The sequence below is a fragment of the Pseudomonas sp. RG1 genome, assembly GCF_025910115.1.
GTDB lineage: Bacteria > Pseudomonadota > Gammaproteobacteria > Pseudomonadales > Pseudomonadaceae > Aquipseudomonas > Aquipseudomonas atacamensis.
Genome location: NZ_JAPCIK010000002.1, coordinates 146603 through 159734, shown reverse-complemented (window position 1 = coordinate 159734; position 13132 = coordinate 146603). Strand labels below are relative to the sequence as shown.

Sequence of the window (13132 nt, the reverse complement as noted above, 5' to 3'; positions counted from 1 at the left end):
CGTAACGGCGATATTCCGTCATTACGCAGTGAATTTACCTGCGCTGAACCGTTTTAGTGACGGGTATCTGACGGCGTATCGACGCCCGCGCCAGCGAACAATTGAGCAATATCGGCCGCGTCGAACAGGTACTGCTGATTGCAGAATTGGCAATCGATCTCGACTTTGCCGCCTTGCTCGGCGGCCAGCGCCAGCGCATCTTCCAGCCCAAGACTGACCAGCGCATTGCCGGAGCGTTCCCGCGAGCAACTGCAACTGAAGCGCAAATGCTGCACATCGAACAGGCGCACCTGTTCTTCATGGTACAGACGATGCAGGACGGTTTCGTTGTCCAGGCTCAGCAGCTCATCGGCGCTCAGAGTGCTGGCCAACGCGGTGAGGTGCTGCCAGCTGGCGGCGCGATCCTCTTCGTCTTTCAAGCGATCGGCGGGGAGTTGTTGCAGCAGCATGCCGCGGGCACGACGACCGTCGGCGAACAGCTTGAAGCGCGTGCCAACCTGCTGCGACATGACGAAGTAGTTGGTGAAGCAATCCGACAGGGTTTCGCCGTCGAGATCGACAATGCCCTGATAGCGCTGGCCAACAGTCGGGTCGACAGTCAGGGCCAGAACGCCGTTCGGCATCAATTCGGCAAGGGTCGCGTCAGCCGCGATCTGCTCGGCGTCGTAACGCGCCAGACCACGGATCTCACGCTCGCTGGAGCACTCGATCATCAGCAGCGGAATCGGCCCTTCCGAGCGTGCCTGCAAAATCAGCAAGCCATCGAACTTGAGCGTGCCGACCAGCAACGAAGCGGCCGCCATCAGTTCGCCGAGCAACTGCGCGACAGGTTCCGGGTACGGGTGTTTGGCGAGGACTTCGGCGTAGCTGCGCTCCAGCGCTACCAGTTCGCCGCGAGTGTCGCTGTCATCGAAGATGAAGCGTTGAGTGAAATCGGTATCCGCTAGGTCGGTCATAGGTCTGGGTATCTGAATGTGATGACAAAATGATTACAAAACGTGAAAATTTGCGCTTGCTGGCACTTTTTTTGGTGCCGGCGCTTTTTCGCCATGGGAGGCATTTTATGAACAATCCGGGTTTGTTCCAATCAAGGTGGAACCTCGGCCGGCTGGTTCTGTGTAACGTAGTGCCGTTGGCGCTACTGGCTTTCTGGTTATGGCCTACCGGCCAGATGCTGTGTGTGATTTTCGACGAGTGGCTGTTCCGCTCGCTGAATGCGCCGCTGGCCAGCAACCCGATATGGCTCCACATCTGGGCAATTGCAAGTCTGCGCCCGTTCGACATCGTCGTCGGACTGATTCTGCTGACGCTGCTGATCAAGGGCGACTGGGTCTTCAGGGCGATCGACGTGCGTCGCGCGTTCTTCGGTTTTTTCTCTATCCTGCTGCTGATGGTGGTGATCCGCGCGCTGTTTTCCAAATTCGCCGATCACATGGGCTGGCAGCACAGCAGCCCGTCAATGGTGCTTGAGGGCGCCGTGCACATCAGCGATTACTTTCCGCATCTGGAAAAAACCTGGGAGCTGAAGGACCGTTCCGGCCAGAGTTTTCCCGGTGATCATGCCTCAGTGCTGTTGATCTGGGCATTGTTCATGGGCGTGTTCAGCCGCACCGTCGGACAATTTCTAACAGTATGGGGTCTGGCCGTGTTGTTCATGCTGCCGCGTCTGGTGGCCGGTGCGCATTGGGGACAGGACGACTACATCGGCGGCGTGCTGCTGGCGGTGTGGGCGTTGGGCTGGGGTTACTACACGCCGTTTGCCTATCACGCGTCGAACTTCTGGTTGAAGCTGACCGCGCCGGTTTTCGCGTTGCTGGGCAAGCTGCCGATGGTGTCGCGGATGAGTGTGGTGCGTAGCGCCTGATACCGCGTCGTACTCGATTCGCGAGCAGGCTCGCTGCCACAGACGACTCGATCGAATGTGGCAGCGAGCCTGCTCGCGAAGAGGCCGGCACAACGTTTCAATCTTCGTTGCTGCTACCGCGAAACTTGAACAGATCACGCCGCTGTTTCTTGCTCGGCTTGCCATCGGTGCTCACGCCCAACGACCCTGCCTTGCGCATTGCCGCAGCCGCTTCACGCTTGGCGACACTCGCCTCGGTCTCGGCATACAAGGTCTGCGCCTCGGGTGCGCCACGACGCACGATCGACAATGCCTCGACCCTCACCGTGCGCACTTCGAAGCCGGTACGAATCTCGAACTCATCACCGATGCGCGGCTCCTTGCCCGGTTTGCAGCGCTCGCCACGGCAATGCACCTTGCCACTTTCAATGGCGGCTTTGGCCAATGCACGGGTCTTGTAGAAACGCGCTGCCCATAGCCATTTATCGAGACGGACCTTGTCGTCCTCCTCCTGCTTCTGTCCCATATGAATTCCTCGCTCAGCCAGTAGTCGGAACTGTACTACCGTTTCTGTCGGGCGCAAGAACTCGGCCCTCCAGATAGACTGTGATCTTCGCCGCCTGACCGGCCTGGAGTGACCGCGTGACTAAATTTCCAACTTCGTTGACCTCACCCAAGGGCGGTTGCCAGGGCTGCCAGCAGAGCGAACCGCTGGATTTCGATTTTGCCTTCGCCTACCAGCCGATCGTCGACCTGCGCGACCAATCGGTGTTTGCCCACGAAGCGCTGGTGCGAGGCGTCTCAGGGGAAGGTGCACTGTCGGTGTTAAATCAGGTTACAGAACACAACCGCTACCGTTTCGACCAGCTCTGCCGGACCCGCGCCATCGAAGGCGCGGCGAGTCTTAATATGCAGACACACTTGTCGATCAACTTTTTGCCCAACGCCGTCTACCGTCCAGAGCTATGCATTCGCAGCACACTGGAGGCCGCACGCAAACACAACTTTCCGATCGACCGACTGATTTTCGAAACCCTGGAAATCGAGCACGTAGATAATTATCGCCATTTGACCAATATTCTGCGTGAATACCGCGAATTCGGCTTCAAGACCGCCATCGACGATTTCGGCGCCGGTTATTCGGGGCTCAATCTGCTGGCTGATTTCCAACCGGACCTGATCAAACTCGACATGGCGCTGATCCGCGATGTTGACCAGGACCGTGTCCGTCAGGTGATCGTGCGGGGGATTGTCACAATGTGTGCGGAGTTGGACGTTACAGTCATTGCCGAAGGCATAGAAAGCGCCGGGGAACGGGATTTCCTCGCGGACTGTGGAATATTTCTGATGCAGGGCTACTGGTTCGCCAGACCCGCATTCAAAGCGTTGGCCCAGGTGCCGGACGAGGCCTGGAAGCGTTAACCCTTGGTTTTTTTCTTTGAAGACATTTGATCATTTGACCGTTGTCGGTCTGCGCGAGTGGGTGGCGCTCCCGGGCCTGGGAGTCGCCGGCCTGCGCGCAAAAATCGACACCGGCGCCAGCACCTCCAGCCTGCACGCCACCGATATCGAACCGTTCGAACGCGACGGCGAGAAATGGGTGCGCTTCACTGCGCATCTCGGCACCGTGGTGCAGTTGCGTCACCGGCGCTGCGAAGCGCCACTGGTCACGCGCAAAACCATCAAGAGCTCCAACGGCCATGCGCAAGTGCGCTATGTGATCAGCACCACGCTGGCCCTCGGCGATCGGGTCTGGCCGGTAGAGTTCACCCTGGCCTGCCGCAAGTCCATGCGTTATCGCCTGTTGCTCGGTTCCAAAGCCCTGATCGATGGCCAGTTGGTGGTCAATCCGGGCATCAAGTATGTACAAGACAAGCCGGTGTTCCCGGTATCTACCTCCTCCACAGGTGTTGCATGAAGATCGCTGTGCTGTCGCGTAATCCGCGTCTGTATTCCACCCGCCGTCTGGTCGAAGCCGGAATCGAGCGCGGGCATGAAATGGTGGTGATCGACACCTTGCGCGCCTACATGAACATTGCCAGCCACAAGCCGCAGATCCATTACCGCGGCAAACCGCTGGAAGGTTTCGACGCGGTGATCCCGCGGATCGGCGCGTCGGTGACGTTCTATGGTTGCGCGGTATTGCGTCAGTTCGAAATGATGGGCGTGTTCCCACTCAACGAGTCGGTGGCCATCGCCCGCTCGCGGGACAAATTGCGTTCACTGCAGCTGCTGTCGCGACGCGGAATCGGTCTGCCGGTCACCGGTTTTGCCCACTCGCCGGACGACATCCCCGATCTGATCGCCATGGTCAACGGCGCACCGCTGGTGATCAAGGTGCTCGAAGGCACTCAGGGCATCGGCGTGGTGCTGTGCGAAACCGCGACGGCGGCAGAGTCTGTGATCGAAGCGTTCATGGGCCTGAAGCAGAACATCATGGTTCAGGAATACATCAAGGAAGCCGGCGGTGCGGATATCCGCTGCTTTGTGGTCGGCGACAAGGTGATCGCGGCAATGAAGCGCCAGGCCAAACCGGGCGAGTTTCGCTCCAACCTGCATCGCGGCGGCAGCGCCAGCCTGATCAAGATCACTCCGGAAGAACGCATGACCGCATTGCGCGCGGCCAAGGTCATGGGACTGGCGGTGGCAGGTGTGGATATCCTGCGCTCGAATCACGGACCGCTGGTGATGGAAGTGAACTCGTCGCCGGGACTGGAAGGCATCGAGACCACTACGGGCAAGAATGTCGCCGGGATCATCATCGAGCACCTGGAAAAGAATGGCGGGCCGAATATGACTCGCACCAAGGGCAAGGGCTAGAGAAGCAGCTGCTAGCGGCTAGCCTCAAGCGGCAAGTGAAAAGCGCTCTTGCTTGTAGCTTGTAGCTTGTAGCTTGTAGCTTGTAGCTTGCAGCTTGCAGCTTGCAGCTTGCAGCTTGCAGCTGCTTCTAGACTGCATCTCGGGGCAACATCAACCCCAGCGGCAATCTCACCCGCGCCTCCAGTCCACCCCCGGACCGGTTGCGCAATTCGACATTGCCGCCATGCATCGCAGCAATCCGTTTGACGATCGCCAGCCCCAGCCCGGTGCCTTTGCCACCGCGAGCCCGATCACCTCGGGTAAACGGGTTGAAGATCGCTTCAAGCTCGGACGGATCAATCCCCGCGCCACGGTCCATCACGCTCAGAACCACATACGGCGCGCTGGTATCTCCGGACACATAAGCCGCGACCTCAACACCGGTGCCGGCATGGTTCAAGGCGTTGCCGATCAGGTTGTTGAGCAGGCGTTTCATCGACACTCGACGCAGCGGAAACGGCTGGATCGGTTCCAGGCGCAGGCGCACTTTCTCTTCGTTCTGGTTGTACGGCGCGGCGACTTCGCGCACCAGATCGCTGAGGTCGACCTCTTCCACCGACTCGTCTCGACCATCGCGAATGAACGCGAGGAACTGGTCAAGAATCGCGTCCATGTCCTCGATGTCGCGGACCATGTCGTCGGTGAGGTCGGTGTGATCGCCCATCAGTTCCAGCGACAGGCGCAAGCGTGTCAGCGGCGTGCGCAAGTCATGGGACACCCCCGCCAGCATCAGCTCACGTTCGCGTCCGGCCTGTTCGACGTCCTCGGCCATCTGGTTGAAGGCGCGATAAACCTCGGTCATTTCGCTCGGCGTGTCGCTGATCGGCAAACGCACGCTGCGGCCCTGACCGAGTTGCCGCGCGGCATACACCAGGCGCTTCAACGGCTGGTTGAGCTGGCTGACGAAAATCCATGCGGAGGCTGTCGACAACAGGCCGATGGCGAGGAACCAGCCGAGCACGTTCCAGATTTTCTGGCCGCGCAGCGGATGTGGATACAACGGCACTTTCAGCCAGCCATCGCCCAGGCTCGGTGCCCTCACCCACAGCGCCGGCGGCGAGTGCATGCGCAAACGCACCTCGGTATCAGCGCCCAGTTCCGCCTGCATCTGCCGCTGATAGATTTCGCTGTACGGCCAGTGCTGCTCGCCTTCCGGCACACCGGCGCCGACCACACGAATCAGGGTCGCGGCATCGGCAATTTTTGCGCGGTTCTCTTCGTCGGCGGCCCAATAGGCGCGCAGCGTCAGAGCGACACCATGGCTGTATTGGCGGTCCACCAGCACGTCCTCGTTCATCAACAGATAAACCAGGGTCAGCGCCTTGGAAAACAGCACGACGATCAGCACCAGCCAGAGGGTGCGGGAGAAAAAACTTTGGGGGAACCAGACGGGGGTTTTCATCTTTAACCGCTACACACTTGCAGGAGCGAGCAATGCTCGCATATTGCGGATTGCGAGTCTGTGGCAATGGCCGTGCGACCAGAGCCTTGCAGACCCGCTCCTACAAATCACCGATCACTTGGTGGCGGTGCCATCCGGTACGAACACGTAACCCACGCCCCAGACGGTCTGGATGTAACGCGGTTTCGACGGATCGGGTTCGATCATCCGGCGCAGACGCGAAATCTGCACGTCGATGGAACGCTCCAGCGCATCCCACTCACGGCCACGGGCGAGATTCATCAGCTTGTCACGGGTCAGTGGCTGACGAGCGTTCATCACCAGCGCCTTGAGTACCGCGAACTCACCGGTGGTGAGCATGTGCACTTCATCGCCACGCTTGAGTTCGCGGGTGGCCAGCGACAACACGTAATCACCGAAGGTGACGTTTTCGTCTTCGCTGCCCGGTGCGCCCGGTACCGGTGCGGCCTGACGGCGCAACACCGCTTTGACCCGCGCCATAAGCTCGTCCGGGTTGAACGGCTTGGCCAGGTAATCGTCGGCGCCCAGTTCAAGGCCCTTGATGCGGCTCAGCTCATCGCCCTTGGCGGTGAGCATGATGATCGGAATCTGGTTGTTCGCGCTGCGCAGGCGGCGGCACGCGGTCAGGCCGTCTTCGCCCGGCAGCATCAGGTCGAGAACGACCAGATTGAACACTTCACGCGCCAGCAGACGGTCCATCTGCTCGGTGTTCGGAACGGTACGGGCACGGTAGCCCTTGCTGACGAAGAAACGCTCCAGCAGGCTGCTCAGCCCCGGATCGTCATCAACGATAAGAATTTTTTCGCCTTCAGCCGTTTGTGCAGTGCTGCTCATTGGATGCTCCTTTTAGCTCGGCGCGCATTATGGCGTAGCTGTCGTTATACGCACCGTGTGCATTGTTAGCAGATTTTTCCTTCACTGCCAGAAAACCGGGGTTTATGCCTACAGCCTGCAACGCCCCCGAATGACAGAACGCTGGTTATAATGCGCGGCGTTTTGCGCCAGGCAACGTCTGAATCGTTACCGTAAGTGGCCGGTATTTTTTCCGGCCCTGTGCAGTAACTGTTCGATTTCACGGGTCAATGGGCAGCTTCTTGATCCAGGCAGCGGCAATTTTCCAGCCGCTCAATCAGCCTCCAGGCCATTATCTGCGTGCCTGCGAGCCTGCTTTCATACTATGTCAGGTGGTTTTATGGACAGCATCAACAGCCGCATCGCCGAGGAACTCGGCGTACGCCCACAACAGGTCGAAGCGGCCGTCGCGCTACTCGATGAAGGTTCTACCGTTCCCTTTATCGCCCGTTACCGGAAAGAAGTCACCGGCAGCCTCGATGACACCCAGTTGCGTCATCTGGAAGAGCGCCTGCGCTACCTGCGAGAACTCGACGAACGGCGCATCAGCATCCTCGCCAGCATCGAGGAGCAAGGCAAACTCACCCCTGCCCTTGAGCGCGACATCAAGCTCGCCGACACCAAAACCCGTCTCGAAGACTTGTACCTGCCGTACAAGCAGAAGCGCCGCACCAAGGGCCAGATCGCCCTCGAAGCCGGCCTCGGCGAACTGGCCGACGGCTTGTTCAACGACCCGAACCTGTCGCCGGAAACCGAAGCCGCGCGCTTCGTCGACGCCGAAAAAGGCGTGGCCGACGTCAAGGCTGCGCTGGAAGGCGCCAAGTACATCCTCATGGAGCGCTTCGCCGAAGACGCCAGCCTGCTGGAAAAGCTGCGTAATTTCCTCAAACAGGAAGCGATCCTCAGTGCCCGCGTCATCGCCGGCAAGGAAGAGGAAGGCGCCAAGTTCCGTGATTATTTCGAACACGACGAGCCGCTGAAAACCATGCCCTCGCACCGCGCCCTCGCCATTTTCCGTGGCCGCAACGAAGGCATTCTCAGCTCCGCGCTGAAAGTCGGCGATGAGCTGCCCGGCACCATGCACCCGTGCGAAGGCATGATCGCTCAGCAGTTCGGCATCCAGAACCAGAACCGCCCGGCGGACAAATGGCTCGGTGAAGTGGTGCGCTGGACCTGGAAGGTCAAGCTCTACACCCACCTGGAAACCGACCTGCTGGGCGAGTTGCGCGACGGTGCCGAAACCGAAGCGATCAACGTGTTCGCGCACAACCTGCACGACCTGCTGTTGGCCGCTCCGGCCGGCCCGCGCGCGACCCTGGGCCTCGACCCGGGCCTGCGTACCGGCTGCAAGGTTGCCGTGGTCGACTCCACCGGCAAGCTGCTCGACCACGCCACGGTTTACCCGCACGTGCCACACAACAAGTGGGATCAGACCATCGCCATCTTGGCCGCGCTGTGCGCCAAGCACTCGGTGGATCTGATCGCCATCGGCAACGGTACTGCCAGCCGTGAGACCGACAAGCTGGCGATCGAACTGATCAAAAAATATCCAGCGATGAAAATGACCAAGGTCATGGTGTCCGAAGCCGGCGCCTCGGTGTACTCGGCCTCGGAACTGGCGGCCAAGGAATTCCCGGATCTGGACGTGTCGATCCGTGGCGCCGTATCGATAGCCCGTCGCTTACAGGATCCGCTGGCCGAACTGGTGAAAATCGATCCGAAATCCATCGGTGTCGGCCAGTACCAGCACGACGTCTCGCAGCTGAAACTGGCGCGCGGTCTGGATGCCGTGGTCGAGGACTGCGTGAACGCCGTGGGCGTGGATGTGAACACTGCCTCCGTGGCATTGCTGGCGCGGATCTCCGGCCTCAACGCAACGCTAGCGCAAAACATCGTTGCTCACCGTGACGAACACGGCGCGTTCAAGACCCGTGCAGCGCTGAAGAAAGTCGCGCGACTGGGCGAGAAAACCTTCGAACAGGCCGCCGGTTTCTTGCGCGTGATGAACGGCGACAACCCGCTGGATTCGTCGGCGGTTCACCCGGAAGCCTATCCACTGGTGCAGCGTATTGCCGCTGAAACCGACCGCGACATTCGCTCGCTGATCGGCGATGCCGCGTTCCTCAAGCGTCTGGATCCGAAGAAATTCACCGACGAAACCTTCGGTCTGCCGACCGTCACCGACATCCTGCAAGAACTGGAAAAACCCGGTCGCGACCCACGTCCGGAGTTCAAGACCGCCGAGTTCCAGGAAGGCGTCGAAGACCTCAAGGATCTGCAACTGGGGATGATCCTCGAAGGCGTGGTGACCAACGTGACGGCGTTTGGTGCGTTCGTCGACATCGGCGTGCATCAGGATGGTCTGGTGCACATCTCGGCGCTGTCGGAAAAGTTCATCAAGGACCCGCGCGAAGCAGTCAAGGCCGGTGACGTGGTGAAAGTGAAGGTCATGGAAGTCGATATCCCGCGCAAACGCGTCGGCCTGTCGATGCGCATGAGTGACACTCCCGGCGAGAAAATCGATGGCGCCCGTGGCTCGCGTCCGGGCTCGGCACCGCGCCAGTCTTCGGGCAACGCGCCGCGCAAGGAAACCGCCACCGCCGCGCCGGTGAACAATGCGATGGCCTCGCTGTTCGCCAACGCCAAGCAGTTGAAGAAACGCTGATGGAAATGCCGGCCGGGCTCGTCGAGAGCGCGTTTTTCAAGCTGTTGGGCTGTCGCCTGCACAGTCTCGAAACCGGGGTGGCGCAAGTCGCCCTGGCGCTTGAGCCCGAACTGCGCAACCGTGGCGGCAAACTGCACGGCGGCGCGCTGTTCAGTCTGGTCGACATTGCCATGGGCCTGGCTTGTTCCAGCAGCCATGGCTTCGATCAGCAGAGTGCGACTATCGAATGCAAGATCAACTACATCCGCGCCGTTTCCGAGGGCGAGGTGCTGTGCACGGCGCGGGTGATCCATCCGGGCCGGCGCACGCTGGTGGTCGAAGCCGAGGTGATGCAGGGCGACAAACTGGTCGCAAAAGCGCAAGGCACCTTCGCTGTCCTGTAGATGTTGCTCATCATTTTGAGTTAATTTCGGCGCTGTGATCGCAGCGTCGAGCTTTTCTGTGGGAGCGAGCTTGCTCGCGAAGAGGGCATTTCAGTCAGCCTCAAGTCGCCTGACACTCCGCCTTCGCGAGCAAGCTCGCTCCCACAGTTCGCGTGCATCCGCCAGATTCAGGGAATGAAGTTGGCGATTCAACGGGGGCTGACAGGCCCGAAAAACCAGGCGATAACGCCAGTTTCAACTTCACCCTTGTAGACCGTCCTGCCCACCCCCATATTGGGGCGACTGACGCGTGAAGGAATCCAAATTGAGCGAACTTCTCAACCGCCGCCTGGCTCTGCTTGGCGAGCGCGCTAACCTCTCTCTGCTCAAGCAGTGCCTGCACGGTATCGAACGTGAATGCCTGCGTGTGACCAGTGAAGGTCGCCTGGCGCAAACGCCGCACCCCGAAGCCCTGGGTTCCGCGCTGACCAACGAACAGATCACCACCGACTACTCCGAGTCGCTGCTGGAATTCATCACGCCCGCCCTGCCGGATCCTGCCGACACGCTGGCGAGCCTGGACAAGATTCATCGTTTTGCCTACAGCAAACTCGGCAACGAGTACCTGTGGAGTCCATCGATGCCGTGCCCGTTGCCGGCCGAGGAAGACATCCCGATTGCCTACTACGGCACCTCCAACATCGGTCAGCTCAAATACGTCTATCGCAAGGGCCTGGCCCTGCGTTACGGCAAGACCATGCAGTGCATTGCCGGGATTCACTACAACTTTTCCCTGCCGGAACAACTCTGGCCATTGCTGCGCGAGGCCGAAGGTTTCGTCGGCACCGATCGCGATTTCCAGTCGGTGTCCTACATCGCGCTGATTCGCAATTTCCGTCGCTACAGCTGGCTGCTGATGTACCTGTTCGGTGCCTCGCCGGCGCTGGACGCCGGTTTCTTGCGCGGGCGTTCGCATCAGCTCGAACAGCTCGATCCGGACACCCTCTATCTGCCGTACGCCACCAGCCTGCGCATGAGCGATCTCGGTTATCAGAGCAACGCCCAGGCCGGCCTGACACCGTGCTACAACGATCTGGCGAGCTACACCGACAGCCTGCGCGAAGCGGTGGCCACGCCCTACGCGCCGTACGTGGAAGTCGGCACGCACAAGGATGGCGAGTGGGTGCAGCTCAATACCAACATCCTGCAGATCGAAAACGAGTACTACTCCAACATCCGCCCGAAACGCGTGACCTACACCGGCGAGCGGCCGATCCAGGCGTTGATGGCGCGCGGCATCCAGTACGTCGAAGTGCGCTGCCTGGACATCAACCCGTTCCTGCCGATGGGCATCGACCTCACCGAATCGCGCTTCATCGACGCCTTCCTGCTGTACTGCGCGCTGAACGACAGCCCGCTGCTGACCAACACTTCGTGCGGCAACGCCACCTCGAACTTCCTCAGCGTGGTCAAGGAAGGTCGCCGTCCGGGCCTGCAATTGCAGCGTGACGGTCAGCCGGTCGAGATGAAGCAATGGGCCGCTGAACTGCTGGAACAGATTGCTCCGCTGGCGGCGATGCTCGACCAGAGCGTCGGCGGCGATGCCCACAGCAAGGCACTGGATGCGCAACTGGCCAAGGTCAACGATCCGTCCCTGACGCCATCGGCGCAGGTGCTGGCGGCCATGGCCGAGCACAAGGAAAGCTTTGCGCAGTTCTCCCTGCGCCAGAGCCAGACCCACGCCGAGTTCTTCCGCAGCGAGCCGTTGGCGGCTGACGAGCAAGCGAAGTTTGAAGAACTGGCGCGCGCATCGCTGGCGCAGCAGACCGAGCTTGAGCAGAACGAAGTCGGCGATTTCGATGTGTTTGTCGGCGCGTATCAGGCGAGTATTCTCGCCATCAGCAATTAAAGCCGCCCCGGCCTTGATCGTTCCCACGCTCTGCGTGGGAATGCAGCCTGTGAGGCTCCGCGTCCCTTGAGGCGTTACCACGCAGAGCGGGGGAACGATCAGTCAAAGGCTCACATCCTCTCCTGCCTTAGATTTTTCCGCTCATAAGCTCATTCGAAAAAGTTATTTATTTCGGTATTCTTAGATCATTTAGTCTCCACTCACGCCGACATTCGGTCGCCTGATCTGGAGCTCTCAATTGAAACTGAATTTCCCGCTTCGCCTGCTCGCCGCCGCCTCACTGGCCGCTGCAAGCTTCCTGGCCCAGGCGGCCGACCTCACTGTCGCCTACCAGACTACCGTCGACCCGGCCAAGGTCGCTCAGGCCGACGGCGCCTACGAGAAAGCCACCAAGGCCGACATCAGCTGGCGCAAGTTCGATAACGGCGCCGATATCATCGCCGCCATCGCGTCCGGCGATGTGCAGATCGGCTACCTCGGTTCGAGTCCGTTGACCGCCGCGATCACCCGCAAAGTGCCGGTCGAAACCTTCCTGATTGCCACGCAGATCGGCGCCGCTGAAGCACTGGTCGCGCGCGACGGCTCCGGCATCAAGACTCCGCAGGATCTGATCGGCAAGAAAATCGCCGTGCCGTTCGTGTCCACCGGGCACTACAGCCTGCTCGCCGCGCTCAAGCACTGGAACATCGACCCGTCGAAAGTCACCGTGCTCAACCTCGCGCCGCCAGCGATCATCGCGGCGTGGAAACGCGGCGATATCGACGCCACTTACGTGTGGGATCCGGCACTGGGCGTGGCCAAGGAAAACGGCAAAGTGCTGATCACCTCCGGCGAGCTGGCCAAGTTCGGCGCGCCAACCTTCGATGCGTGGATCGTGCGCAAGGACTTCGCCGAGAAGCACCCGGAAATCGTCACCGCGTTCGCCAAGGTCACCCTCGACGCCTATGCCGATTACCGCAAGGATCCGCAGGCCTGGCTGGCCAACCAGAGCAACGTCGACAAACTGGTCAAACTATCCGGCGCCAAGGCCAGCGACATCCCATTGCTGCTGCAGGGCAACGTCTACCCGCTGGCGGCGGATCAGGTCAGTGATCTCGGCGCGCCGACCACCAAAGCCATCACTGACACTGCCGCGTTCCTCAAGGAGCAAGGCAAGGTCGAAGCCGTCCTGCCGGACTACGCGCCTTACGTCAGCGCCAAATACATCACCAACTGATCG

12 protein-coding genes are annotated in these 13132 nt (G+C 60.4%); 8 read left to right on the top strand and 4 right to left on the bottom strand.

Annotated elements, in window-relative coordinates; translation table 11 throughout:
* Positions 1-53: 53 nt before the first annotated feature.
* A complete protein-coding gene (gene hslO, locus OK411_RS02395) occupies positions 54-956 on the bottom strand; it encodes an Hsp33 family molecular chaperone HslO (protein ID WP_136492440.1) in 903 nt (300 codons plus the stop codon).
* A gap of 107 nt (positions 957-1063) precedes the next feature.
* Here hslO and OK411_RS02390 point away from each other — a divergent pair, with 107 nt between their 5' ends.
* On the top strand, positions 1064-1864 hold the full coding sequence (locus tag OK411_RS02390) for a phosphatase PAP2 family protein (RefSeq protein WP_150741778.1): 801 nt from the start codon (positions 1064-1066) through the stop codon (positions 1862-1864).
* 97 nt (positions 1865-1961) lie between these two features.
* Here the strand turns inward: OK411_RS02390 and OK411_RS02385 are convergent, their stop codons facing one another.
* The gene (locus OK411_RS02385) at positions 1962-2369 is read right to left on the bottom strand and encodes an RNA-binding S4 domain-containing protein (protein ID WP_016772182.1); all 408 of its coding nucleotides are present in this window, start codon (positions 2367-2369) and stop codon (positions 1962-1964) included.
* 116 nt (positions 2370-2485) lie between these two features.
* On the opposite strand from OK411_RS02385, the gene OK411_RS02380 reads away from it, so the two are divergent.
* Genes OK411_RS02380 through rimK form a run of 3 tightly spaced genes read left to right on the top strand, consistent with a single transcriptional unit; the run spans position 2486 to position 4663 of the window.
* Positions 2486-3265 (top strand): EAL domain-containing protein, encoded by a 780-nt coding sequence (locus tag OK411_RS02380; protein WP_136492441.1) that lies wholly within the window; start codon positions 2486-2488, stop codon positions 3263-3265.
* A gap of 34 nt (positions 3266-3299) precedes the next feature.
* Positions 3300-3761: an ATP-dependent zinc protease gene (locus OK411_RS02375; protein ID WP_172667902.1), complete on the top strand. Its 462-nt coding sequence runs from the start codon at positions 3300-3302 to the stop codon at positions 3759-3761.
* The gene (gene rimK, locus OK411_RS02370; protein WP_024011184.1) at positions 3758-4663 is read left to right on the top strand and encodes a 30S ribosomal protein S6--L-glutamate ligase; all 906 of its coding nucleotides are present in this window, start codon (positions 3758-3760) and stop codon (positions 4661-4663) included. Before OK411_RS02375 ends, rimK begins: the two co-directional genes overlap by 4 nt.
* Positions 4664-4790: 127 nt before the next feature.
* Here rimK and OK411_RS02365 read toward each other — a convergent pair whose 3' ends face one another.
* Positions 4791-6104: an ATP-binding protein gene (locus tag OK411_RS02365; RefSeq protein ID WP_016770645.1), complete on the bottom strand. Its 1314-nt coding sequence runs from the start codon at positions 6102-6104 to the stop codon at positions 4791-4793.
* Positions 6105-6218: 114 nt separating this feature from the next.
* Positions 6219-6959 carry a two-component system response regulator OmpR gene (gene ompR, locus OK411_RS02360; protein ID WP_016772186.1) on the bottom strand — a complete coding sequence of 247 codons (741 nt, stop codon included), beginning with the start codon at positions 6957-6959 and terminating at the stop codon, positions 6219-6221.
* Positions 6960-7317: 358 nt separating this feature from the next.
* Here ompR and OK411_RS02355 point away from each other — a divergent pair, with 358 nt between their 5' ends.
* From OK411_RS02355 to tauA, 4 genes are all read left to right on the top strand, one after another.
* Positions 7318-9642 carry a Tex family protein gene (locus OK411_RS02355; protein WP_264364360.1) on the top strand — a complete coding sequence of 775 codons (2325 nt, stop codon included), beginning with the start codon at positions 7318-7320 and terminating at the stop codon, positions 9640-9642.
* Entirely contained in the window at positions 9642-10025 is a 384-nt protein-coding gene (locus OK411_RS02350) for a PaaI family thioesterase (protein WP_122611138.1), read from the top strand. The genes OK411_RS02355 and OK411_RS02350 overlap by 1 nt, the downstream gene beginning before the upstream one ends.
* A 304-nt stretch (positions 10026-10329) precedes the next feature.
* Positions 10330-11913 (top strand): glutamate--cysteine ligase, encoded by a 1584-nt coding sequence (gene gshA / locus OK411_RS02345; RefSeq protein WP_041477477.1) that lies wholly within the window; start codon positions 10330-10332, stop codon positions 11911-11913.
* Positions 11914-12151: 238 nt separating this feature from the next.
* Positions 12152-13129, top strand: a complete 978-nt coding sequence (tauA, locus tag OK411_RS02340; RefSeq protein WP_076565061.1) for a taurine ABC transporter substrate-binding protein — start codon at positions 12152-12154, stop codon at positions 13127-13129.
* Positions 13130-13132: the final 3 nt, after the last annotated feature.

Excerpts from the sequence above, each read along its gene's own strand:
- hslO (WP_136492440.1), bottom strand. The coding sequence starts at position 956 with ATGACCGACCTAGCGGATACCGATTTCACTCAACGCTTCATCTTCGAT.
- OK411_RS02390 (WP_150741778.1), top strand. The coding sequence starts at position 1,064 with ATGAACAATCCGGGTTTGTTCCAATCAAGGTGGAACCTCGGCCGGCTG.
- OK411_RS02385 (WP_016772182.1), bottom strand. The coding sequence starts at position 2,369 with ATGGGACAGAAGCAGGAGGAGGACGACAAGGTCCGTCTCGATAAATGG.
- rimK (WP_024011184.1), top strand. The coding sequence starts at position 3,758 with ATGAAGATCGCTGTGCTGTCGCGTAATCCGCGTCTGTATTCCACCCGC.
- OK411_RS02365 (WP_016770645.1), bottom strand. The coding sequence starts at position 6,104 with ATGAAAACCCCCGTCTGGTTCCCCCAAAGTTTTTTCTCCCGCACCCTC.
- ompR (WP_016772186.1), bottom strand. The coding sequence starts at position 6,959 with ATGAGCAGCACTGCACAAACGGCTGAAGGCGAAAAAATTCTTATCGTT.
- OK411_RS02355 (WP_264364360.1), top strand. The coding sequence starts at position 7,318 with ATGGACAGCATCAACAGCCGCATCGCCGAGGAACTCGGCGTACGCCCA.
- OK411_RS02350 (WP_122611138.1), top strand. The coding sequence starts at position 9,642 with ATGGAAATGCCGGCCGGGCTCGTCGAGAGCGCGTTTTTCAAGCTGTTG.